A 21810-nucleotide genomic window follows, 5' to 3' on the forward strand; every position below is an offset into this window, starting at 1 on the left:
GGTTGCTGTGTGAACGAGCTCGACGTCGTAGGTGTCCGGGTCGAAATGCCCTCCAACCAGCCGATCGTGCTCCTGCGTGAAGTGGGAGGCGACCGGTACCTCCCCATCTGGATCGGACCAGGTGAGGCAACCGCCATCGCCTTCGCGCAGCAGGGCATGGCACCCGCACGGCCGCTGACCCACGACCTTTTCAAGGACGTGCTGGAGGCGGTCGGCCAGGAGCTCTCGGAAGTGCGCATCACCGACCTGCGGGAAGGCGTCTTCTATGCGGAGCTGGTCTTCGCCAGCGGTGTCGAGGTGAGCGCGCGTCCTTCCGATGCCATAGCGCTTGCGCTGCGGACCGGGACGCCGATCTTCGGGAGCGACGGCGTGCTGGACGACGCCGGTATCGCCATCCCTGACGAGCAGGAGGACGAGGTGGAGAAGTTCCGCGAGTTCCTCGACCAGATCTCGCCCGAGGACTTCGGCACCAACAGCCAGTGATTCGGCGCCAGAAGTCCGGTTTTGGACCATTCGGCTAGCCTTTCCCCGCCGTGAGACACGGGAAACCACTCTCAGGGTGATTATCACTCGGCGTGCCGAGTGTGGCGATCGTTGACGAGCCCCTGGCGACTGCCTACCGTCGAGAAGGCAGGTCAAGGAGGGAGGTCGGCGTGAGAAGCAGCGGCGACGGTACGGCGATGGGCGGTCCGTACCCGTTCCACGGCGGTGCGGTCGATCACTCTCCGAACCGACCGATGGCGGTCCAGGAGAGCGGCGACGCCACGTCCGAGGGCGGCGAACAATCCGGGCACGTCGGTTACCGCGGGCCCACCGCCTGCGCGGCCGCGGGCATCACCTACCGGCAGCTCGACTACTGGGCCCGTACCGGCTTGGTCGAGCCCAGTGTGCGTGCGGCGGGCGGCTCCGGGACGCAGCGGCTGTACAGCTTCCGCGATGTCGTCGTCCTCAAGATCGTGAAGCGGTTCCTCGACACGGGTGTGTCGTTGCAGAACATCCGCACCACCGTCCAGCACCTGCGGGAGCGCGGGTTCCGTGACCTGGAGCGGATGACGCTGATGAGCGACGGCGCGACGGTGTACGAGTGCACGACGTCCAGCGAGGTCCACGAGCTGCTCCAGGGTGGGCAGGGGGTCTTCGGGATCGCCGTGGGCGTCGTGTGGCGCGACGTCGAGGCCGCCCTGTCCCAGCTGCACGGCGAGCGCATCGACACCGGGGAGACGCTCATCGGGCACAACCCCGCCGATGAGCTGGCCAGACGGCGCAACAGGGCCGTCTGAGGCCGCGTTGTCAGTGGCGTAGGGCAGCATCGGAGATGTGAGAAGCGCGCCGACGATTCTGCATCTGGACATGGATGCCTTCTACGCGTCCGCGGAGCAGGCCGCGAAGCCCAGTCTGCGTGGAAAAGCCGTGGTCGTGGGCGGTCTCGGGCCGCGGGGCGTGGTGGCCACCGCTTCCTACGAGGCGCGGCGGTTCGGTGTGCACTCGGCGATGCCCATGGGGCAGGCGCGCAGGCTGGCGCCCAACGCCGCGTACCTCGTGCCGCGCTTCGGGTTGTACCGCGAGATCAGCGAGCAGGTCATGGGGCTGCTGCGGGAGCTGTCGCCGCTGGTGGAGCCGCTCAGCCTGGACGAGGCCTTCGTGGATCTGGAGGCGGGCGGCGTCGCCGATTCCGCCGAGTCGGCCAGGGCCGTGGGGGAGCGGTTGCGGGCGGACATCAGGGCGGTGACGGGGCTCTCGGGGTCGGTGGGGCTCGCCGCGTCCAAGATGCTGGCCAAGATCGCCTCCGAGGAGGCCAAGCCGGACGGGCTCAGGCTCATAGCGCCGGGGACGGAGCGGGCGCTCCTCGGCCCGATGTCGGTGCGGACGCTGCCCGGGGTGGGGCCCGCGACGGGGGACCATCTGCGGCGCGCCGGGATCCTCACGGTCGCCGAGATCGCGGAGGCCGGCGAGGACGAGCTCGTACGGCTGCTGGGCAAGGCCCACGGGGGCTCTCTGTACGCGATGGCGCTCGCGCGGGACGAGCGGCCCGTGGTGGCGGAGCGTGAGTCGAAGTCGGTCAGTGTCGAGGACACGTACGACGTGGACATCCACGACCGGGTGCGGGTCAGGGCGGAGGTCGCGCGGCTCGCCGAGCGGTGTGTGCAGCGGCTGCGGGCGGCGGGGCACTCGGGGCGGACCATCGTGCTCAAGGTGCGGCGGTTCGACTTCTCCACGCTGACGCGCTCGGAGACGCTGCGCGGGCCCACGGACGACCCTGGGGTGGTCCAGGAGGCCGCGGCGCGGCTCCTGGAGGCCGTGGACACCACGGGCGGCGTCCGGCTCCTGGGAGTGGGCGTCACGGGCCTCGCGGACTACACGCAGGAGGATCTGTTCGCACAGGCCCAGGCGGAGGCGCAGGCGCAGTCCACGGGGGCGGAGAAGGTGTCGCTGGTGAAGGGTGAGGAGGCGGGGCCCGGGGAGGCGGTGGGTCCGGTGCCGGTGCCGGAGCCGGAGCGGGCCGAGGAGCCGGTGGCGCCGACGGAGCGGCGGTGGTCCGCCGGGCATGACGTGCGGCACGCCGAGTACGGGCACGGGTGGGTGCAGGGAAGTGGTCTAGGGCGGGTGACCGTGCGTTTCGAGACGCCGCTTTCGGCGCCTGGACGGGTGCGGACGTTCCGTACCGACGACCCGGAGCTGGCGCCCGCGGAGCCGCTGCCCCTGGTCGCCGCGCCGCCACCGTCCGCGCGGGCCGTCCCCGGCTGAGGTGTGTCAGGGGCTCTCCGTGCCCGCGACGTGGCCGAAGTTCTGGTCCGGGGGCGGCATGGAGGAGGGCGGGGGCTGCGGGGGTGTCGTGTCCAGGCCGTAGTGGTGGTAGAGCTGGAGTTCCTGCTCGGGGGAGAGGTGGCGCCCCACTCCGAAGTCCGGGGCGTCCTTGATCAGGTCCCGGTCGAAGGGGATGCGCAGGGTGCCGTCCTCGACGAGTTCGCTGGGTTCCAGCGGGACGAAGGCGTCCCGGCCGAAGAGACCGGTGCGTATGGCGGCCCACTCCGGGGCGCCGGTGGCGTCGTCGAGGTAGACCTCGTCGACCGTGCCGATCTTCGCCCCGTTCCGGTCGAACGCCTTGCGGCCGATCAGGTTGCGCGGATCGATATCGGTCTGCACGGGCCCTCCAGCTGGTCGCGGCTTGTCGAAAACGGGCGTAACTCATCCTTAATCATTCGTAGTCACTACGAAAGAGCACTTCGGGGCAGGTGGCCACTCGAGGGATCGGTCATGGTCCTCGCTGGTAGGCTGGCGCCTGGCCGCTGACCCCGTGCGGGAGAGCTCTCCGGATCACACGTCCGGAGGCGCCGAAGGAGCAAATCCTCCCCGGAATCTCTCAGGCACCCGTACCGCACGGACGAGGTCACTCTGGAAAGCAGGGCGGGCGTCGGGCGGGCACGTTCGGAACCCTTCCTCACCGACGGTGAAAGCAGATCTGTCGAGAGACGGGCCTGTGAAGCTCTCAGGTTGACATGACAGAGGGGGAGGCCGTCCGGGTACCCGCGCCGTGGTACCCCTCGCAGGTCGTGCAGACCAGGAGGCCTCCGCAATGACTGCCACCAATCGCATCCCGCTCTCCGAGCTCGAGCAGGGCATCCCCTTCGAGCAGCGGCACATAGGGCCCGATGCGGAAGCGCGCGCCAAGATGCTCGCCCAGGTCGGGTACGGCTCGCTCGACGAGCTGACGGCCGCCGCGGTACCGGATGTGATCAAGAACGCCGAGGCGCTGGACCTGCCCGGCGCGCGCACCGAGGCCGAGGTGCTGGCCGAGCTGCGTTCCCTCGCCGACCGCAACCAGGTCCTCGACTCCATGATCGGACTCGGGTACTACGGGACGTTCACCCCGCCGGTCATCCTGCGGAACGTGATGGAGAACCCGGCCTGGTACACGGCGTACACGCCGTACCAGCCCGAGATCTCGCAGGGCCGTCTCGAGGCGCTCCTCAACTTCCAGACGATGGTCGCCGAGCTGACCGGACTGCCGACCTCCGGGGCCTCGCTCCTCGACGAGGGCACCGCCGCCGCCGAGGCCATGGCGCTCTCGCGGCGTATGGGCAAGGTCAAGAACGGCGTCTTCGTCGTCGACGCCGATGCGCTGCCGCAGACCATCGCCGTGATCCGGACGCGCGCCGAGCCGACCGGTGTGGAGATCGTCGTCGCCGATCTGAGCCAGGGCATTCCGGCCGAGGTCGCCGAGCGCGGTGTCGTGGGCGTGCTCGTCCAGTACCCGGGCGCCTCCGGTGTCGTACGGGACATCAAGCCGCTCATCGACGAGGCCCACGAGCTCGGCGCGGTCGTCACCGTCGCCGCCGACCTGCTCGCGCTGACGCTGCTCACCTCGCCCGGCGAGCTCGGCGCCGACATCGCCGTCGGCACGACGCAGCGCTTCGGCGTGCCGATGGGCTTCGGCGGCCCGCACGCCGGTTACATGGCGGTCCGCGAGAAGTTCGCCCGCAGCCTCCCCGGGCGGCTCGTCGGCGTCTCCGTCGACGCTGACGGCAACAAGGCCTACCGCCTCGCCCTGCAGACCCGCGAGCAGCACATTCGCCGTGAGAAGGCCACCAGCAACATCTGTACCGCTCAGGTGCTGCTCGCCGTCATGGCCGGAATGTACGCCGTGTACCACGGGCCCGAGGGCCTGAGGTCCATCGCGCGCCGCACCCACCGGTACGCGACGCTCCTCGCGGCCGGGCTCACCGCCGGTGGCTTCGAGGTCGTCCACGGGTCGTACTTCGACACGCTGACCGTGCGCGCCGAGGGCCGGGCCGAGGAGCTCGTCTCCGCCGCCCGCGAAGCCGGTGTGAACATCCACCAGGTCGACGCCCACCACGTCTCCCTGTCCTGCGACGAGACCACCAAGCGTGCCCAACTGGCCGCCGTCTGGGGCGCGTTCGGGGTCGACGCGGACATCGAGGCGCTGGACGCCGCCACCGCGGACACGCTGCCCGAAGGCCTGCTGCGCGGCGACGACTACCTGACGCACCCCGTCTTCCACCAGTACCGCTCCGAGACCGCGATGCTGCGCTACCTGCGCAAGCTCGCCGACCGCGACTACGCGCTCGACCGCGGCATGATCCCGCTGGGCTCCTGCACCATGAAGCTCAACGCGACCACGGAGATGGAGCCGGTCACCTGGCCCGAATTCGGCCAGCTGCACCCCTTCGCCCCCGCCCAGCAGGCCCAGGGCTACCTCACACTCATCCGTGAGCTGGAGGAGCGCCTCGCCGAGGTCACCGGGTACGACAAGGTCTCCCTCCAGCCCAACGCGGGCTCGCAGGGCGAGCTGGCCGGACTCCTCGCCGTACGCGGGTACCACCGCGCCAACGGCGACGAGCAGCGCACCGTCTGCCTCATCCCGTCCTCCGCGCACGGCACCAACGCCGCGAGCGCCGTCATGGCGGGCATGAAGGTCGTCGTCGTGAAGACCGCCGACGACGGCGAGATCGACGTCGAGGACCTGCGCGCCAAGATCGAGAAGCACCGCGACGAGCTGTCCGTGCTGATGATCACCTACCCCTCGACGCACGGCGTCTTCGAGGAGCACGTCGCCGACATCTGCGCGTCGGTGCACGAGGCCGGCGGCCAGGTGTACGTCGACGGCGCCAACCTCAACGCCCTGGTGGGCCTCGCCAAGCCGGGCCACTTCGGCGGCGACGTCTCGCACCTCAACCTGCACAAGACGTTCTGCATCCCGCACGGCGGCGGCGGTCCCGGCGTCGGCCCGGTCGGTGTCCGCGAGCACCTCGCGCCGTACCTGCCCAACCACCCGCTGCAGCCCGCCGCGGGCCCCGAGACCGGCGTCGGTCCGATCTCCGCGGCGCCGTGGGGCTCCGCCGGAATCCTCCCGATCTCCTGGTCGTACGTCCGCCTCATGGGCGGCGAGGGCCTCAAGCGCGCCACCCAGGTCGCGGTGCTCTCCGCCAACTACATCGCCAAGCGCCTCGAGCCGCACTACCCGGTGCTCTACACCGGTCCCGCGGGCCTCGTCGCGCACGAGTGCATCGTGGACCTGCGGCCGCTGAGCAAGGCGACCGGCGTCAGCGTCGACGACATCGCCAAGCGCCTCATCGACTACGGCTTCCACGCGCCGACCATGTCGTTCCCCGTCGCCGGCACCCTGATGATCGAGCCGACGGAGAGCGAGGACCTGAACGAGATCGACCGGTTCTGCGAGGCGATGATCGCCATCCGCCGGGAGATCGAGAAGGTCGGCTCGGGCGAATGGGGCGCCGACGACAACCCGCTGCGCAACGCCCCGCACACCGCCGCCGCGCTGAGCGGTGAGTGGGAGCACGGCTACAGCCGCGAGGAGGCCGTCTTCCCGGCCGGAGTCGTCGCCGCGGACAAGTACTGGCCGCCGGTGCGCCGCATCGACCAGGCGTACGGCGACCGGAACCTGGTCTGCTCCTGCCCGCCGCTGGATGCGTACGAGGACTGATGCGGGCGCCCGCATCGAGCGGGCATGCGTCGGGGCCGGTTCGGAGAGTTCTCTCCGGGCCGGCCCCTCGTCGTTCCGTGGTGCTCAGGTGCCGTGCGGCGGTTTGGTGCCGTCGTGCGGACGTGCCGGCGGTCAGGCGGCCGTCATGATCCGATCGGTGCCCAGCGGTCGGTGCGGGGCGATGATCTGGCCGTCCGGCAGCAGCTCACCGGTGTCCTCGAAGAGCAGGACGCCGTTGCACAGCAGGCTCCAGCCCTGCTCCGGGTGGCTGGCCGTGAGGAGCGCGGCTTCCCGGTCGGCGGAGTCGGCTGTCGGGCACGGTGGCTGGTGCTGGCACATGGAAGGGTTCTTTCGCTGCGATGTGATGGCTGTGACGTCGGTCCTGTGGCTCGATGCGGTATTCATAACCGCCCCCCGTTGTAGTCGGTCCGATCCCAGTGTTGCCCTACGGGCGTCAATCCGCAGGGATTTTGCCGCAGCGGCTCCTACTGCTTAATGACGTATCACCCGCCCGGACGGTTCAGCCCAACTTCCCTGTCTCTTCGGGTGGTTCGGGGTAGCCCGACCGGGCTAGTCCACTTGAGTGGGTGCGCGCAGCGCTGTGCCCCGCGGCCGGTGGGCGGCGGGGCACGGGAAGCGTGCGGGGCGCTGTCAGGCGGGTGAGCTCAGCAGCGGTGCCGGCGTCAGGCGGTGGTTGAGCATCGGCAGGAGTTCGGCGACGCGGTGCGGGCGGTGGGCCGCGATGCCGGGCGGAGCGGGCGCGAGCGGCACGAGCAGATCGGTGGCGGCCAGTGTGCCCTCGGCGCCGTCGTCCGTGCAGTCGCGATGGAGCCAGAGCGTGAGCATGTACAGCTCGGGTACGGAGAGCAGCCGCGGCTGGCACGGCATCGGCATGGCCTCCGCGTGGCGCAGGGCCCGCTCCGTCGAGGTGATGTAGGGCCCCTCGAAGAAGTGGGAGAACGCCCACCCGTCCGGCGTGAGGATCGTGTCGGCCGCGGCGACGGAACGCTCGGCGCAGCGGATCAGGAAGCGCCAGCCGGCCAGCCGGGTGGGTGATGTGGCCTGAGGGGTGATGTGGTCCAACACGTGGACGGGCAGCGGGAGTTCGGGGCTTGCCGGTCCCTGTGCGGTACGCAGGGACGGCGTACGCGCCTCACGCACGGCGGTGGGGGAACCGAGTGCGGCAAGGACGCAGCGCAGGGCGGGCGCGGGAGCCGGGGGGACATGCAGCGGCATGGTGGGTCGCCTCTCTCATTCGACAGGCACAGTGGAGCGGGGGCAGGTGCGTGACGGCGCTGTCAGCTCTGGGTCAGAGGGGCGGGGGCTGGGGCCGCGAGCGCCAACTCTCTGCCTAGATTGCGGAGTTTATACGAGCCGTGTTCGAGCGGTGTTTCATCTAGACGCACCGCGTATTGCGAGCAAGGACTTAACGAGCCGTCCTTGTGCGGGCCTTTACCCCGATTTAGTACGGGCCCCGGCGTCGCGACCTCGTATTCCCTGTTCCGCGCGGTCGGCCGAATTTTGCCGGTGCTTTTGACCAGGTGCTTCGGAACGGAATCTTCACCGTGCCGCATGCCCGGTGAATGTGCCCGGCACGCGACGCGTCGAGCGTACTGGTCGGCGGCCTCCCGCGGGGCGTTATCGATCACATTGCCTGGGCATCATCATGCGTACACAGCGGCCGGACCCTTGGCTGCCCGTTCGAGGAGGGACGCTTCGATGGGGGAGAAGGTCGTGGCGGGCACGTTCGACCTGGCCGACAGGCACCACTACCGAGGCAAGCTCCGAGAGTGTCTCGCGGGGCTGGAGCGGATGCTGGCCGAGGAGCGATTCGACAGGCCCAAGAATCTGATGGGCATGGAGATCGAGCTGAATCTCGTAGGGCCCGACGGACTGCCGAGAATGTTGAATGCGCAGGTACTGGAGCGCATCGCGAGCCGGGATTTCCAGACGGAACTCGGAATGTTCAATCTTGAAGTCAACATCGCCCCGCACCGCCTCGGCGGACGCGTTCTCGACCGGCTCGCCGAGGAACTGCGCACGGGCCTCAACTATGCACAGAGGAAAGCGACCGAGCTCTCCGCCGGAATTGTCATGATCGGAATTCTGCCGACCCTGAACCGCGCCGACCTGGTCTCCGCGAACCTCTCCGACGTCGACCGCTACGCCCTGCTGAACGACCAGATCGTGGCCGCGCGCGGCGAACACTTCGCGCTGGACATCCAGGGCGTGGAGCGGCTGACCTGCACCTCGACGTCGATAGCGCCCGAAGCGGCCTGCACCTCGGTGCAGTTGCACCTCCAGGTCACGCCCGGCCGGTTCGCCGACGTGTGGAACGCGGCGCAGGCCATCGCCGCCGCACAGATCGCCGTCGGCGCCAACGCGCCCTTCCTGTTCGGCCGTGAACTGTGGCGCGAGTCGCGACCGCCGCTGTTCCTGCAGTCCACGGATACGCGGCCACCCGAATTGCAGGCCCAGGGCGTGCGGCCGCGCACCTGGTTCGGGGAGCGCTGGATCACCGAGCCGCTGGAGCTTTTCGAGGAGAACCTGCGGTACTTCCCCGCGCTGCTGCCCCTGATGGAGGAGGAGGACCCGCTGGGCGTCCTCGACGCGGGCGGCGTGCCACGGCTCGGCGAACTCGTCCTGCACAACGGCACCGTGTACCGCTGGAACCGCCCGGTGTACGGCATCGCCGACGGCGTCCCGCACCTGCGCGTCGAGAACCGCGTCCTGCCCGCGGGCCCCACCATCACCGACGTCATCGCCAACGCCGCCTTCTACTACGGGCTCGTGCGGGCGCTCGCCGAGGAGGCGCGTCCCGTGTGGTCCCGGCTGCCCTTCGAGACCGCGGCCCGCAACTTCGACGTCGCCTGCCGCCACGGCATCGACGCCACGCTGCAGTGGCCGCGGCGCGGCAGGCTCGGCGGCACCGCGGAGGTGGCGGCCGTCGACCTCGTACGCGACGAACTGCTGCCGCTCGCCGCGGCGGGCCTCGACGCGTGGGGCGTGGAGCCCGCCGACCGCGACCTGTACCTCGGGGTCATCGAGGAGCGGTGCCGGCGGCGGGTCAACGGCGCGTCCTGGCAGGCGACCACGTACCACCGGGCCCGGGACGGCGGCATGTCCAGGGAGGAGGCGCTGGCCGCGACGACCAAGCGGTACAGCGAGCTGATGCACACCGGGGAGCCGGTGCACACCTGGCCGGTGGGGCTGCGGGAGCCGGCGGTACGGCTGCGCTGAGACGACGGGCGGAGGCGGCGGCGCCGTCCGGGACGGTCAGCCCTGGTTGCTGCCCGCCTCCATGATCGCCTTGAGGATGACCGCGTGGATCTGGGCCGGGTCGTCGACCTGGTGCCCCGAGCCGCCGGTCGCCTCCGCGATCTGCTGCACCTCGTCCTTGTCCGCCTCGGGGCCGACCGCGATGGCGATGATCGGCACCGGGTGGTCGCGGTCGGAGATCTCCTCCAGCTGTGCGATCAGGGAACTGCGCGAGATGCTGCCCGGGTCCTGGTTGGCGCCGTCGGTCAGGATCACCAGGGCGTTGAACCTGCCGCGCGCGTAGGTCGACCTGGCTTCCTTGTAGGCGGCGAGCGTCGTGTCGTACAGGCCCGTGGCGCCGCCCGGCACGGGCTGCAGGCCGGCGAAGGCGTCGGACAGTTCGTCGCGGTGGGTCACGCCGCCCTTGCGGTCGCCCAGCCGCCGGGTCGGCTCCAGTTCGCGGTAGTCGCGGGCTCCGTCGAGCCGGGTGGCGAACTCCCACAGGCCGATCTCGTCCTCGTCGGTGAAACCCGCGAGGGCCCGCAGCAGCGAGGCCTTGGTGACCTCCATCCGGGACTGGTCACGGCCCGGCACCAGCTGTCGCATGGACTCCGAGGCGTCGACGACGGTGTTCAGCCGTGCGCTCTGGACGGTGATCGTCCACATGCCCAGGGTCTCCTGGAGCTCCTTGTCCGAGGGCGGGTCCGTGGCCTCGTCCGCGTACGGCTGCGGGGTGCGGCCGCCGGCAGCGGTGACCAGCCTCTTCGACGGCCGGTCGAGGTCGGTCCTGAAACCGTGCTCGGCCAGGATCCGCCGGCCGTCGTCCTCGCCGAACATCGTCATGAAGCGCAGGGCCGCGCGGCTCGTGTCGGTGGACATGCGGCCGTCCTCGACGAGCGTGTACGGATAGTCGAGCCGCGGCGAACCGTCCTTCGGGTAGAACAGGTCGAGGCTGTTCTCCTCGCCCGCCGACGCGTTGTGCGTGTACGCGGCCTGTTCGGAGAGGATCAGGGCCTGGTTGCGGCGCGGGTTGCCCCGCTCGGCGCCGGAGCCGTCGCGGACCAGTGTGTCCAGGAGCCGCCCGTCGTCGTCGGTGGTGCGGGACGCCAGGGCCTTGGCCAGGGCGGCGGCCCGGGTGCCGCCCTCCTTGCCGCCCTGCTTCTTCGCGGACGCGCCCATCTTGGCGAGGGCGAGCAGACCGCTCGCGCTGCGCGCCGGATCGGCCGTGCCGAGCCGCAGCTTGTCGCCCTTCGTCGCGGCCGTGGTCAACTCCGGCCAGCTGTACGTCTTCCTCGGCCAGCCCAGCGACTCGGCGGCGGACGGCACCATGCCGATGCCGACGGGCGAGGAGGCTATGTTGCCCGCGGGGGCGATCTTGCTCTGTCTGCCCCCGAGGCCGACGCGCTGCACCCACACATCGGAGTCCGGCACCCACACGTCGTACTCCGGACCGCCCTTGCCCGAGCGGAGTTCGGCCGCCACCTCGTACGAGTCGCGCGCGGTCACCCGCACGTCGATGCAGTGTCCGTCCGAGGTGATCTCCTGCTCACGGGCCTCGTCGGCCGCCTCGCGCAGGGCCGGGGACACCGCCGGCGCGGCCACGACGTCCAGGCGCACCGCGTCGTCGCCGCACGAGCCGCCGAGCGCGAGCAGTCCGGCGCCGACCGCGGCCGCCGCGCCTCCCGCCACCACCAGGACGAGCGCCGTGGCGATGGCGACCGTGCGTCCGCGCGACCGCGGCCGGGGGCCGGACGTTGCCGTCCCGCGCTCATCGGGCAAGCTGTGACGTCCCATGCGGTGGTGCCCCTCCTTGAACGATGAAGCAAGGAAAGAGGGGGCTGTGCGCCAGGAACGCGGCGTCCGTCCCCCTCGGCCTGTCGCGCACGATCTTCGTAACTTCTTTCGAGACCCTAGCGGGACGAGGATGGGGATGAGGCGGGATTACTCAACTGGAGGCGTAAGTGCAAGCGGAGCCGGGGCCGATGGCCGGTTCTTTTCCGGCGGACGGTCCTTCGCGGCGGACCCTGAGGGACGAGACGCTGCTCGTCCTGGCCCTCTCGCTCGGCGCGAGCGGGGTGTCCGCGCTGATCAGCTTTGTCGGGTCGGTCACCAAGCCGGGGGGTCTGAAGGACCAGGCGGCCACGCTGAACGCGTCGGCCGCGCCGGGGCGCCCGTGGCTTGATCTCGCGTGGCAACTGTTCGGCATCACGACCGCGTTGGTGCCGGTGGCGCTCGTGGCGCACTTCCTGCTGCGCGAGCGGGCGGGCCTCGGAACGATCGGTTTCGACCGGACGCGGCCCTGGCCGGATTCGGGGCGCGGCGCGGCGATCGCGGCGGTGATCGGCAGCACCGGGATCGCCTTCTATCTGGCGGCCCGCGGGCTCGGCTTCAACCTCACGGTGGTGCCCGAGGCGCTGCCCGACGTGTGGTGGAAGTACCCGGTCCTCGTGCTGTCCGCGGTGCAGAACGCGGTGCTGGAGGAAGTCATCGTCCTCGGGTACCTGCTGCGCAGGTGCGGGCAGTTGGGGTGGACCCCGATGGCGGCGCTGGTGGGCAGTTCGGTGCTGCGGGGTTCGTACCACCTCTACCAGGGCATCGGCGGGTTCCTGGGGAACTTCGCGATGGGTGTGGTGTTCGTGCTGCTCTACCGCAGGTGGGGGCGGGTCGGCCCGTTGGTCGTGGCCCACTCGCTGCTCGACATCGGCGCGTTCGTCGGATACGCGCTGCTGGCGGGGAAGGTGGACTGGCTGCCCACGCCTCCGTAGCGCAGGGGTGGGCAGCCCCGCCTCGCCCGGTTTCGGTTTCGGGTCAGTGTCGGGTCAGGCGAACAGTTCGCCCTCGATGACCGTGACCGCGCGGCCGGTCAGGAGGGTGCGGTCGCCCTGCACCCGGGTGCGGACCAGGCCGGTGCGGGCCGATGCCTGCAGGCCGGTCAGTTCGGCGCGGCCGAGGCGCTCGGACCAGAAGGGGGCGAGGGCCGTGTGGGCGCTGCCCGTCACCGGGTCCTCGTCGATGCCGACGCGTGGGAAGAAGCAGCGGGAGACGAAGTCGTAGCCGCGGGCGGGGCCCTCGGCCCTGGCCGTGGCGATGATGCCGCGCTCGGAGTGGCGGACGAGTGCCTTGTGGTCGGGGGTGAGCGACCTGACCGTCTTCTCGTCGGCGAGCTCGACCAGCAGGTCGCCGACGTTCCGGCCCGTGTCGTACGCGAGGAGGGGCTCGGCGCCCAGGGCCTCTGCGATGCCGTCGGGAATCTCGGCCGCGGTGAGCGGGGCGGTCGGGAAGTCGAGGGTGAGGGTGCCGTCCTCGTGCGCGGTCGCGGTGAGCACGCCGCTGCGGGTCGTGAAGCGGACGGTGCCGGAGGCGGCGCCGGTGGCGTGGAGGACGTGCGCCGTGGCCAAAGTGGCATGGCCGCAGAGGTCGACCTCGGTGGCGGGCGTGAACCAGCGCAGCGCCCAGTCGGCGTCCCCGCCCGGGGGCAGCGGGTGGGCGAAGGCGGTCTCGGCGTGGTTGACCTCCTTGGCCACGTTCTGCAGCCAGGTGTCGTCGGGGAAGGCGTCGAGGAGCAGGACTCCGGCCGGGTTGCCGGCGAAGGGGCGGTCCGTGAAGGCGTCGACGACGCGGATGCGGTGGGAAGTCGGCATGCGTTTCACGGTAGAGGGGTGCGGAGGGCGCCGGGTAAGGCCAATTCGGGATCGCTGGACTGGTTGGGGAGGGTGATTGGCCCTCATGGTGGGGCGGGCAGGCATAGGCCGCGAGGCTTGCTCGCGGCACACGCCTGCCTCCCTGGCGGTGGATCAGGTGGTGATGGTCGCCACGGGCTCGACGCCGTAGTTGCGCGCGTAGCCGTTCTCGGTGCCGACGATGAGGTCGACCACCTCGAAGTAGCGGTCCCAGAACGGGGTTTCGCGGAGCGCGTCGATCAGGACCTGGTAGGCGCTGTGGCTGTCCGCCTCCCAGACCCAGACGTCGGTGACGCGCGCGGAGTAGAACTCCGTGTCGTAGAAGCGGGAGCGGACCCCGGACGTCTTCTCCTTGACCAAGGGGACGATGTCGGTGTTGAAGGCCTCGATCCGCTGTTCGACGGTCATGGCCAGCCATTCGGGGTTGGTCTTGACGAGCATGAACGCCGTGACCGGCGTCTGAGTCGTGGTCTCCGTTGTGGTGACGGACATGGGGTGCCTTTCCTGCGGGGCGGACTGGGCGTGGTTCAGGCGATGACGGCGGGCTTGAGCACGCGGGCGCACCACTCCTCGAAGGTGGTGCTCGCGGGATGGGCGGACGCATCGGTGCGCGAGGCGCCCGCGTCCAGCCCGTCGTCCTTGGCCCGCTTCATGTCCACGACGCCTCGGGCGAACTCCTTGTCGAGGCCGTAGCCGACGAGGGCGGTGAGCAGGTCGTCGTAGGACTGGCGTTCGTAGCGGACGGGTCGGCCGAGCTGCTCGGACATGATCCGTGCGAGGTCGTTGAGGGACAGGTCCCGCGGGCCGAGGACAGGGACGCTGCCGACGCCGGTCCACGAGCGGTCGAGCAGCAGGGACGCGGCCGCGGCGGCGATGTCGGCGATGGCCACCAGGGGCGCCTTGCGATCCGCGTCGAGGCAGTCGACGAAGACGCCGTTCTCCCGGATCGTGTCGGCCTCCTCCAGGAAGTTCTCGAAGAACGACGGGTTGGCGAGGGCGCGGTAGGCCGCGCCGGACGAGGCGATGAGGTCGTCCATGGCGAGGGAGGCGGTCACGAGCCCGGCGCGGTCGGCGACCGAAGTGCCGCGGCCGAGCGCGGAGACGCCGACGACGTGCCCGACGCCGTGCGTGGCCAGTGCCTTCACGGCGGGGCGGGTGAAACCGCTGAAGGCCGCCTCCGGGGTGAGGGAGGAGTCCGGCGGGACGAGCCAGAAGACGGCGTCCGCGCCCTCGAAGGCGCGGTCGACGGTCTCGGGGTCGCCGTGCGAGCCGGTGATCACCTCGACGCGTTCGCGTACGTCGTCGGGGAGCCGTGCCGGATCGCGCACGACCACGCGGAGGTCTTCCGGAGCCGTGCTGGAGTCGAGGAGCCGGGTCAACAGTGCACTGCCTATGTTCCCGGTGGGTGCGGTGATGACGATCATGAGGGGTTCCTGGTGGGTCAGTGCCTGATCGGGACAGCCCCATCCTGCGAACGCGCCAGGCATTGCCACAATGGGCACTTCAGCAAGTGATTATTGCCTGGGGTGGAATGATGCAGGTCAGTGGCTCAAATCCAGTTCTCGACGCCAATCTCGCCATCGCGTTGGACGCCCTTCTGACGGAGGAGAGCGTCACGAAGGCCGCCGCTCGTCTGCATACGTCGCCTGCCGCCATGAGCCGTACGCTCGGCCGCCTCCGGCGCATCCTCCGCGACCCGCTCCTGGTCCGCGCGGGGCAGGTCATGGTCCCCACGCCCCGTGCCATCGCCCTGCGCGAGGAGGCCGCCGGAGTCGTGCGGCGCCTCACGGCGCTGCTCACCCCCGAGACTCCCGTCGATCCGGCCACCTTGAGCAGCACGTTCACCGTCCAGGCCGCCGACCTGATCGGCGCCGCGCTGGCGCCCGCCCTGCTGCGGCTGTCGCGTCAGGAGGCGCCGGGGGTCTCCCTACGGATGCGGGCCGAGGAGCTGGAGGCGGGACCGGCGCTCCGTGACGGCCGCGTCGACCTGGAGATCGGATCCATCGATCATGTCGACCCCGAGACGCGGGTGGAGGATCTGGTGACCCTGCGGATGGCGGCGGCCGTCCGCCCCGGCCACCCCCTCACCGGCAAGCCGCTGACCCCTGCCCGGCTCGCCGCGGCCGAACACGTGGTGGTCAGCCGCCGCGGCCGCTTCTCGGGCGCGATGGACGCGGCCCTGGCCGGACACGGTCTGCAGCGGCGTGTGATCGCGGTCCTGCCCAGTCACTTGGCCGCTATGACCTTCGCGGCTGTCAGCGACGTCGTCTGCCTCGTCCCCGCGGCGCCCGTCGGTGAGCCTCCTTCCCCCATCACCGCGCCCGCGTCCGTCCTGGGGCTGCACGTGCTCGACATCCCGCTGTCCCTGCCGCCGTTGACCATCGGCATGGCCTGGCATCCCCGGCACACGGCCGACGGCGCGCATCAGTGGCTGCGGGGGGCGGTGCGCCAGATCTTCGGTACGACCGAGCTGCCCGGCGCGTCGGAACAGCGTGACGTGTGACGCTGCCCGGCGCGTCGCAACAGCCGGGCGTGTGACCCGGGTCTCAGAGTGTTCGCTCAGCGGACACGCTGCTCTAGGGTGTCCGGGTGTTGGTAGCTGGCCCATGCAACTACTTGGGGTCGGCCGCCCGTACGCCCGGGCCGACCCGAGCCGACGAGGGTGAGGGCCGGTCGCACCGCCCGCACACGGGCGTGCCGCTTTTCCGTTCCTCTGCTGTGACGCGTGCGCGTGCCTACGGCACCGGCCCTCTTGCGGTGCGCCCCGAGCCACAAGGACAGACTCCATGGCGTCCAGCCTGACCAAGGATGCACCCGCCGGCGGCGGGAAGGCGTTCTTCGGCCACCCCCGCGGCCTGGCCACGTTGTTCATGACCGAGATGTGGGAGCGCTTCAGCTACTACGGCCTGCGCGCCCTCCTCGTCATCTACTTGATATCCGGCGGTTCCGACGCCAAGGCGGGTGCCCAGGGCGGCGGCCTGGCCTACGACGCGGCCACCGCGACGGCGATCTACTCCGTCTACGTCGCCATGGTCTACCTGCTGGCCATGCCCGGCAGCTGGTTCGGCGACCGGCTGTGGGGTCCCCGCAAGACGGTGGCCATCGGCGCGGGCGTCATCATGCTCGGCCACCTCTGCCTGGCCGTCCCCGGCTCGGCCGGCTTCTTCGTGGGCCTCGGCCTGGTGGCCCTGGGCTCGGGCCTGCTCAAGAGCAACATCTCCACCATGGTCGGCCAGCTGTACGCCGACAACGACGTGCGCAGGGACGGCGGCTTCACCGTCTTCTACATGGGCATCAACCTCGGCGGTTTCCTCGCGCCCTACGTGATCGGCACCGTCGGCCAGACCGTCAACTGGCACCTGGGCTTCGCCCTCGCCGCCCTCGGCATGGCCCTGGGGCTGACGCAGTTCCTGCTCGGCACGCGCCATCTGCCCGAGCACTCCGACGTGGTGGTCAACCCCGCAAGCGCCGCGGAGAAGAAGAAGCTCGCCACGAAGGCCCTCCTGTGGGCAGTGGTGGCGGCCGTCTTCTACACCGTCGTGGTCGTCACGGACCACTTCACCATCAACTGGGTGCTGCTGCCGATGACCGTGGCCGGTCTGGTCATCCCGCTCCTGGTGCTCGTGCGCATCAAGCGTGACAGCGACCTCACCGACGTCGAGCAGTCGCGGATGACGAGCTTCATCTGGATCTTCGCCGCCGCCGCGGTGTTCTGGATGATCTACGACCAGGGCGCGTCCACGGTGCAGGCGTTCGGCGAGACGAAGGCCGACAACGCCGTCTTCGGCTGGGAGATGCCCTCGACCTGGTACCAGTCGTTCAACTCGTTCTTCATCATCCTGCTGGCCCCCGTCTTCGCCGCTCTGTGGACCGTTCTCATCCGCCGCGGCAAGGAGGCGCGGACGATGACGAAGTTCGCCTTCGGCCTGTTCTTCATCGCGTTGTCGTTCTTCACCTTCTGCGTGCCGCTCTCCCGTGCCGCCGACGGCGCCCACCCGACGATGTGGTGGATCGTCCTGCTCTTCCTCGTGCAGACCATCGGCGAGCTGTGCCTTTCCCCCGTGGGCCTGTCCATCTCCACCAAGCTGGCCCCGGCCAAGTACGCCTCGCAGCTGCTGGGCGTGTGGTTCCTCGCCGTGACCGCGGGCGATTCCGTGACGGGGCTGCTCGCCATCGCCGGAGTCGACCTCTCCGGAGTCGGCGTGGTCGCCACGGAGGCGTCCCTCGCCGTCCTCGCGGGCCTGGGCCTGCTGGCCACCCGCAAGAAGGTCTCCGCCGCGATGCAGGGCATCTGACGCCCCCGCCACCCCGCGACGCAACGCCTCCGACCAGCCCGCCCGACCTCGCTCAGGCGGGCTGGTCGGGGTCGCAGCTCGCCCGGCGCCGGCCGATGGACACCAGGGCCGCGCGAAGGGCCGCCTGGTCGCCGTGGCGGACGGCGTGCACGCTGCCGTCGACGTCCTCCAGGAGCGCGGAGGCGACCGGCGCCTTCGAGGACAGGTGCCAGATGACGCCGCTGGGCGGCAGCAGCCCGCGGACGCCCTGGAACAGCGTGCCCAGCCCCTGCTCCGCGCCGGGTACGGCGCTGTCGATCAGAACGATGTCGGGCAGCAGCACACGGGCCAGGGCCAGGGCCTGAGCGGGCCCGTCCGCATGTGAGATCACCCGGAAGTGCGGGCCGTCCTGCACCAGGGGACGCAACGCCGCGGCCACGGCGTCCTCGGCCACGATCAGCACGGTCATCATGCATCCAGCTTGCCCCGGTCGCGGGGCCGGTGCTTGCCCACATATCGACGCTCCCGTCGGTGCACCCTCGTACACGCCCACGCGCCCACGACACACCCCACCTCCGTCAGCGGGTTGCCAGCCGAACTGTTCCGATATATCGTTGAGGCATCGCGACAGATTCGCGACTGATACACGAACGATCAAAGACAGGAGTGATCACCATGCGTACCCATGGTTTTGAACACGAGCACGGTCGCGGCCACGGACACGGTCGTCGAGGCGGCCCCGAGGGCCGTGAGGGCTTCGGCCGCGAAGGTTTCGGTGGTTTCGGTGGCTTCGAGGGGCGGCGCGGCGCGTTCGGTCCCTTCGGTCCCGGCTTCGGCGGGCCCGGTGGCCCCTGGGGTGGCGGCCGGGGCGGACGCGGAGGCGGCCCGCGCGGCAGGGCGAGGCGTGGCGACGTACGCGCGTCGATCCTGGCCCTGCTGAAGGCCCGGCCCATGCACGGCTACGAAATGATCCAGGAGATCGCCGAGCGCAGCGGCGGGGCGTGGAAGCCCAGCCCGGGTTCGGTCTACCCGACCCTCCAGCTGCTGGAGGACGAGGGCCTGATCAGCAGTGCGAGCGAAGGCGGCAAGAAGCTGTTCTCGCTCACCGACGCCGGGCGCGAGGCGGCCGAAGAGGGTCCCGAGGCGCCGTGGGAAGAGGCCGGCCGCGGGGTCGACTGGGACGCGCTGAACGAGATCCGACAGGCCGGCTTCGGTCTGATGGAGGCGTTCGGGCAGGTCTGGAAGACCGGCAGCAAGGAGCAGCGCGAGAAGGCGCTGACGGTCATCAACGACGCCCGCAAGAAGCTGTACCTGATCCTCGCCGATGAGGACTGACGTGGTCGGGGCCGACGGCCCCCACCACAGATGAGGCGCCCCGCACGCATCGTGTGGGGCGCCTCTCTGTCGTGATGTGGGGCGGGGCGGAGCAGGTCGGGGCGGCGTGGAGCAGGTCGGTCAGGTCGAGGCAGGTCGGTCAGGTCAGCAGGCCGTCCAGCTTGCGCAGCGATTCGTTGAGCGCCGCGGTCGCCGAGTCCTTCAGCTTGCCCGCCATCAGCGAGACCGCTGCCCCGGTGAACTCTCCCTCGATGCGGACCACCGTCGCCGAACCCTCGGGGGAGAGGGAGTAGCGGGTGCCGACGTTGACGCCCATCGGGCCCTTGCCCGCGATGGCCAGGGTGCGGGCGGTCTCCAGTTCGCCGATGGTCCAGTTGACCTCGGCGGGGAAGCCCATCAGCTTCATGTTCTCCACGAAGGTGCCGCCTGCTTCCAGCGTCGTGGGGCCGCCCTGGGGGAAGCTCGTGTGCGTGGCGTTCCACTCGCTCCAGGAGGAGAAGTCGGTGAGCCGGGCCCAGACCTTCTCGGCGGGCGCCTCGATCCTTGCCTCCGCGCTGACTTCGGCCATGCGGCCACCTCTTCCCGTCGGGCGCTGCGACGGCCGCAGCTACGGTGTCGCGGAACGTAGCCGCAGGCTCCGGAACATTCAATACTGATGAACCGTCAGGTTTGGTGCGGGGCGAGGCCGGGGCCGCGGCCTCGTATGTTCTGCCCGGTGAGGGGTGAGGTACTGTTCCCTCTGCCCTGTGACGGACACAGGCGGCGCACCCAGGAGGTGAGACCCATTACCGCAGTAGCAGGTCGGGTGCTCCCCTCTCGCGACCGCGCGGTCCCCCCGGCGTACCGGCGCAGGTGACCGAGGGAGCCCCATCGGGTTCCCGAAAGGTATTCCTCACATGTCGGTCTCCGCTTTCTCCACGTCACACCACTCCTCCATCGTCAGTACGTTGCGTGCCGCAGGCTGCGTCTTCGCCGAGGACGAGGCGGAGTTGATCCTCTCCACCGCACGCACCCCCTCCGAAGCGGCCGCCATGGTCGAGCGCCGCGCGGCCGGTCTGCCGCTCGAACACGTCCTGGGGTGGGCGGAGTTCCGGGGCCTGCGGATGGTCGTGGACCCGGGAGTGTTCGTACCGCGCCGTCGTACCGAGTTCCTCGTCGACCGTGCCGCGGAACTCGTCGACCGGGCTGCCGAACCCGCCGGTCGCGCGGCCGTCGTCGTCGACCTGTGCTGCGGGTCGGGAGCCCTCGGGGCCGCGCTCGCCGCGGGTCTCGCCGAAGTCGAGCTGTACGCGGCCGACATCGACCCCGCGGCGGTCCGCTGCGCCCGCCGCAACGTCGCCCACGCCGGAGGCGAGGTCTACGAAGGAGACCTCTACGCCCCGCTTCCCGACGCCCTGCGGGGGCGCGTCGACATCCTCCTCGCGAACGTCCCGTACGTCCCCTCCGAAGAGGTGGGTCTGCTGCCCGCGGAGGCCCGCGTCCACGAGGCGCGCGTGGCCCTCGACGGTGGCGCGGACGGGCTCGACGTGCTGCGCCGGGTGACCGAGGAGGCGCCCGCGTGGCTGGCGCCCGGCGGTCACCTCCTCTTCGAGACGAGCGAGGGGCAGGTGCCCGCAGCCGTCGACGCCGTCGAACGCGCGGGCTTGGCGGCGCGGGTGGTGAGCGACGAGGAGGGGTACGCGACGGTGGTCATCGGGACGTGGCCGGGGGCCGGAGCGGGCGGGCTCTGAGCGTGCGGGGCGGAAGCGGGCCTGACGCGGGTCCTAGGGCCTGTGTCGGAAGTCCCGCCTGCCCCGCGACTCCCGACACAGGCCCTAGCCGACCCGTCGTATGACCGCAGCGTCGAACAGGTCCGACGCCCTCGGGAACGGGCTCTCGTCGTGGCAGTGCCAGGCGTCCCAGAAGAGGTCGGCGGGCAGCGCGTCGTCGGGTGCGTACACCCGGTAGACGTACTGCCTGCCGTCGACCGCAGGCAGGGCGACCATCCAGCACCTGCTCTCCATGCTTGTGGGACGAGCGAAGCGGCGTGATGGTTGCGCGCCGGAGGCGGGCGCCCGGCGCGCGCGAGGTGGTGAGGCAAGGCGGCGCGCGAACGTCCGCGCGGTTCGTCGGATCTCATCCGTAAGGAGGACAACCCATGGTCGTTTGCCCACCCTGTGTCGGACGCCGAAATGCTTCCCGCCGCCGATGCATATGCCCCTGGGGGTTGATGTGGTGGGAGATGTGCATAGTCGTACCCCGTCGGGCGCCGAGCCCGGCCCGATCCGAGAAGAACTCGACTCCGGACTCACCGCGGAGATGGCGTCAGTGGTGTCCGGGGCGCGTCGTCGCGCCGTCCGTGACGGGGACCGGCAGATCGACACGGCACATCTGCTGCACTCCCTCCTTGAGGCCGACCCCGAGGTGCGTGCCGTCTTCGAGAGCGGTGCGCAGACCGTGCGGATCTTCGGCTATCTCGTGCAGCGCAGCATCGGCTACGGACTTCAGTGGCAGGGCACCGTCGAGGACTCCGGTGCCGTCCCGGTCGTGACGCCCGTGCGCGAGACCGGGTGGTCGCCGGCCGCCACCACCGCGATGGACGTGGCCCTGGAGCGTGCCGAACGGCGCGGTGAACCGCGTCCCCTCGGCATGGACCTGCTCGCGGGACTCGTCGCCGACCGGGAGTGCCGGGCCGTCGAGGTCCTCGCGCGGGCACGCGTCGACGTTCCCGCGCTGCTGTCCCGCATAGAGGCGGGGTGCAGGCAGAGCGCCCAGTGATGTCCGCCGATTGAGACAGGGGTCTAGCGGCGTGACGCTCATG

20 protein-coding genes, 1 pseudogene and 1 riboswitch are annotated in these 21810 nt (G+C 70.6%); of the genes and pseudogenes, 11 read left to right on the forward strand and 10 right to left on the reverse strand.

Annotated features, from left to right (window positions below):
- The first annotated feature begins 9 nt into the window (after positions 1-9).
- From DEJ48_RS33390 to DEJ48_RS33400, 3 genes and pseudogenes are all read left to right on the forward strand, one after another.
- Entirely contained in the window at positions 10-483 is a 474-nt protein-coding gene (locus tag DEJ48_RS33390) for a bifunctional nuclease family protein (protein ID WP_063795355.1), read from the forward strand.
- A 170-nt stretch (positions 484-653) separates the two neighbouring features.
- A complete protein-coding gene (locus DEJ48_RS33395) occupies positions 654-1280 on the forward strand; it encodes a MerR family transcriptional regulator (protein ID WP_150219866.1) in 627 nt (208 codons plus the stop codon).
- Between the two features lie 37 nt (positions 1281-1317).
- A pseudogene (locus DEJ48_RS33400) lies at positions 1318-2848 on the forward strand (DNA polymerase IV).
- On the opposite strand, the gene DEJ48_RS33405 reads toward DEJ48_RS33400, so the two are convergent.
- A complete protein-coding gene (locus DEJ48_RS33405; RefSeq protein ID WP_150219868.1) occupies positions 2752-3144 on the reverse strand; it encodes a PRC-barrel domain-containing protein in 393 nt (130 codons plus the stop codon). The pseudogene DEJ48_RS33400 and the gene DEJ48_RS33405 sit on opposite strands and share 97 nt — an antisense overlap.
- Positions 3145-3288: 144 nt before the next feature.
- Positions 3289-3387, forward strand: a riboswitch (glycine riboswitch).
- Positions 3388-3574: 187 nt separating this feature from the next.
- Here DEJ48_RS33405 and gcvP point away from each other — a divergent pair.
- Complete coding sequence (gcvP, locus tag DEJ48_RS33410) at positions 3575-6463, forward strand: aminomethyl-transferring glycine dehydrogenase (protein ID WP_150219869.1); 2889 nt, start codon at positions 3575-3577, stop codon at positions 6461-6463.
- A gap of 132 nt (positions 6464-6595) precedes the next feature.
- Here the strand turns inward: gcvP and DEJ48_RS33415 are convergent, their stop codons facing one another.
- Both DEJ48_RS33415 and DEJ48_RS33420 read right to left on the reverse strand, forming a co-directional pair.
- The gene (locus DEJ48_RS33415) at positions 6596-6802 is read right to left on the reverse strand and encodes a DUF5999 family protein (RefSeq protein ID WP_150219870.1); all 207 of its coding nucleotides are present in this window, start codon (positions 6800-6802) and stop codon (positions 6596-6598) included.
- Positions 6803-7114: 312 nt separating this feature from the next.
- The gene (locus DEJ48_RS33420) at positions 7115-7699 is read right to left on the reverse strand and encodes a hypothetical protein (protein WP_150219871.1); all 585 of its coding nucleotides are present in this window, start codon (positions 7697-7699) and stop codon (positions 7115-7117) included.
- A 483-nt stretch (positions 7700-8182) separates the two neighbouring features.
- On the opposite strand from DEJ48_RS33420, the gene DEJ48_RS33425 reads away from it, so the two are divergent.
- On the forward strand, positions 8183-9703 hold the full coding sequence (locus tag DEJ48_RS33425; protein ID WP_150219872.1) for a glutamate--cysteine ligase: 1521 nt from the start codon (positions 8183-8185) through the stop codon (positions 9701-9703).
- Positions 9704-9739: 36 nt separating this feature from the next.
- Here DEJ48_RS33425 and DEJ48_RS33430 read toward each other — a convergent pair whose 3' ends face one another.
- Positions 9740-11515 (reverse strand): substrate-binding and VWA domain-containing protein, encoded by a 1776-nt coding sequence (locus DEJ48_RS33430; RefSeq protein WP_150219873.1) that lies wholly within the window; start codon positions 11513-11515, stop codon positions 9740-9742.
- 167 nt (positions 11516-11682) lie between these two features.
- Between DEJ48_RS33430 and DEJ48_RS33435 the strand changes: the two genes are divergently transcribed.
- Complete coding sequence (locus DEJ48_RS33435) at positions 11683-12486, forward strand: CPBP family intramembrane glutamic endopeptidase (protein ID WP_150219874.1); 804 nt, start codon at positions 11683-11685, stop codon at positions 12484-12486.
- Between the two features lie 54 nt (positions 12487-12540).
- On the opposite strand, the gene DEJ48_RS33440 is transcribed toward DEJ48_RS33435, so the two are convergent.
- The 3 genes from DEJ48_RS33440 to DEJ48_RS33450 all read right to left on the reverse strand — a co-directional run bounded on the left by DEJ48_RS33440 (position 12541) and on the right by DEJ48_RS33450 (position 14825).
- On the reverse strand, positions 12541-13362 hold the full coding sequence (locus DEJ48_RS33440) for a PhzF family phenazine biosynthesis protein (RefSeq protein WP_150219875.1): 822 nt from the start codon (positions 13360-13362) through the stop codon (positions 12541-12543).
- Between the two features lie 153 nt (positions 13363-13515).
- On the reverse strand, positions 13516-13893 hold the full coding sequence (locus tag DEJ48_RS33445; protein ID WP_150219876.1) for a darcynin family protein: 378 nt from the start codon (positions 13891-13893) through the stop codon (positions 13516-13518).
- Between the two features lie 35 nt (positions 13894-13928).
- Entirely contained in the window at positions 13929-14825 is an 897-nt protein-coding gene (locus tag DEJ48_RS33450) for an NAD(P)H-binding protein (RefSeq protein WP_150219877.1), read from the reverse strand.
- Between the two features lie 107 nt (positions 14826-14932).
- On the opposite strand from DEJ48_RS33450, the gene DEJ48_RS33455 reads away from it, so the two are divergent.
- On the forward strand, positions 14933-15904 hold the full coding sequence (locus DEJ48_RS33455; RefSeq protein ID WP_150219878.1) for a LysR family transcriptional regulator: 972 nt from the start codon (positions 14933-14935) through the stop codon (positions 15902-15904).
- Between the two features lie 283 nt (positions 15905-16187).
- Positions 16188-17696 carry a peptide MFS transporter gene (locus tag DEJ48_RS33460; protein ID WP_150219879.1) on the forward strand — a complete coding sequence of 503 codons (1509 nt, stop codon included), beginning with the start codon at positions 16188-16190 and terminating at the stop codon, positions 17694-17696.
- A 52-nt stretch (positions 17697-17748) separates the two neighbouring features.
- Here DEJ48_RS33460 and DEJ48_RS33465 read toward each other — a convergent pair whose 3' ends face one another.
- On the reverse strand, positions 17749-18147 hold the full coding sequence (locus tag DEJ48_RS33465; protein ID WP_150219880.1) for a hypothetical protein: 399 nt from the start codon (positions 18145-18147) through the stop codon (positions 17749-17751).
- A gap of 203 nt (positions 18148-18350) precedes the next feature.
- On the opposite strand from DEJ48_RS33465, the gene DEJ48_RS33470 reads away from it, so the two are divergent.
- Positions 18351-19010 (forward strand): PadR family transcriptional regulator, encoded by a 660-nt coding sequence (locus tag DEJ48_RS33470; RefSeq protein ID WP_150219881.1) that lies wholly within the window; start codon positions 18351-18353, stop codon positions 19008-19010.
- A 139-nt stretch (positions 19011-19149) separates the two neighbouring features.
- Here DEJ48_RS33470 and DEJ48_RS33475 read toward each other — a convergent pair whose 3' ends face one another.
- Positions 19150-19578, reverse strand: coding sequence for an SRPBCC family protein (locus DEJ48_RS33475; RefSeq protein WP_150219882.1), 429 nt, complete (start codon positions 19576-19578; stop codon positions 19150-19152).
- A gap of 328 nt (positions 19579-19906) precedes the next feature.
- Between DEJ48_RS33475 and DEJ48_RS33480 the strand changes: the two genes are divergently transcribed.
- Complete coding sequence (locus tag DEJ48_RS33480; RefSeq protein ID WP_150219883.1) at positions 19907-20740, forward strand: putative protein N(5)-glutamine methyltransferase; 834 nt, start codon at positions 19907-19909, stop codon at positions 20738-20740.
- 84 nt (positions 20741-20824) lie between these two features.
- Here the strand turns inward: DEJ48_RS33480 and DEJ48_RS39905 are convergent, their stop codons facing one another.
- Entirely contained in the window at positions 20825-21013 is a 189-nt protein-coding gene (locus DEJ48_RS39905) for a hypothetical protein (RefSeq protein WP_190537747.1), read from the reverse strand.
- A 220-nt stretch (positions 21014-21233) separates the two neighbouring features.
- Between DEJ48_RS39905 and DEJ48_RS33485 the strand changes: the two genes are divergently transcribed.
- Complete coding sequence (locus DEJ48_RS33485; protein ID WP_411757505.1) at positions 21234-21767, forward strand: Clp protease N-terminal domain-containing protein; 534 nt, start codon at positions 21234-21236, stop codon at positions 21765-21767.
- Positions 21768-21810 lie beyond the last annotated feature (43 nt).

Source organism: Streptomyces venezuelae (assembly GCF_008642315.1).
Taxonomy (GTDB): Bacteria; Actinomycetota; Actinomycetes; order Streptomycetales; family Streptomycetaceae; genus Streptomyces; species Streptomyces venezuelae_D.

Excerpts from the sequence above, each read along its gene's own strand:
- gcvP (WP_150219869.1), top strand. The coding sequence starts at position 3,575 with ATGACTGCCACCAATCGCATCCCGCTCTCCGAGCTCGAGCAGGGCATC.
- DEJ48_RS33415 (WP_150219870.1), bottom strand. The coding sequence starts at position 6,802 with ATGTGCCAGCACCAGCCACCGTGCCCGACAGCCGACTCCGCCGACCGG.
- DEJ48_RS33420 (WP_150219871.1), bottom strand. The coding sequence starts at position 7,699 with ATGCCGCTGCATGTCCCCCCGGCTCCCGCGCCCGCCCTGCGCTGCGTC.
- DEJ48_RS33425 (WP_150219872.1), top strand. The coding sequence starts at position 8,183 with ATGGGGGAGAAGGTCGTGGCGGGCACGTTCGACCTGGCCGACAGGCAC.
- DEJ48_RS33430 (WP_150219873.1), bottom strand. The coding sequence starts at position 11,515 with ATGGGACGTCACAGCTTGCCCGATGAGCGCGGGACGGCAACGTCCGGC.
- DEJ48_RS33440 (WP_150219875.1), bottom strand. The coding sequence starts at position 13,362 with ATGCCGACTTCCCACCGCATCCGCGTCGTCGACGCCTTCACGGACCGC.
- DEJ48_RS33445 (WP_150219876.1), bottom strand. The coding sequence starts at position 13,893 with ATGTCCGTCACCACAACGGAGACCACGACTCAGACGCCGGTCACGGCG.
- DEJ48_RS33450 (WP_150219877.1), bottom strand. The coding sequence starts at position 14,825 with ATGATCGTCATCACCGCACCCACCGGGAACATAGGCAGTGCACTGTTG.
- DEJ48_RS33455 (WP_150219878.1), top strand. The coding sequence starts at position 14,933 with ATGATGCAGGTCAGTGGCTCAAATCCAGTTCTCGACGCCAATCTCGCC.
- DEJ48_RS33460 (WP_150219879.1), top strand. The coding sequence starts at position 16,188 with ATGGCGTCCAGCCTGACCAAGGATGCACCCGCCGGCGGCGGGAAGGCG.
- DEJ48_RS33465 (WP_150219880.1), bottom strand. The coding sequence starts at position 18,147 with ATGATGACCGTGCTGATCGTGGCCGAGGACGCCGTGGCCGCGGCGTTG.
- DEJ48_RS33470 (WP_150219881.1), top strand. The coding sequence starts at position 18,351 with ATGCGTACCCATGGTTTTGAACACGAGCACGGTCGCGGCCACGGACAC.
- DEJ48_RS33475 (WP_150219882.1), bottom strand. The coding sequence starts at position 19,578 with ATGGCCGAAGTCAGCGCGGAGGCAAGGATCGAGGCGCCCGCCGAGAAG.
- DEJ48_RS33480 (WP_150219883.1), top strand. The coding sequence starts at position 19,907 with ATGTCGGTCTCCGCTTTCTCCACGTCACACCACTCCTCCATCGTCAGT.
- DEJ48_RS39905 (WP_190537747.1), bottom strand. The coding sequence starts at position 21,013 with ATGGAGAGCAGGTGCTGGATGGTCGCCCTGCCTGCGGTCGACGGCAGG.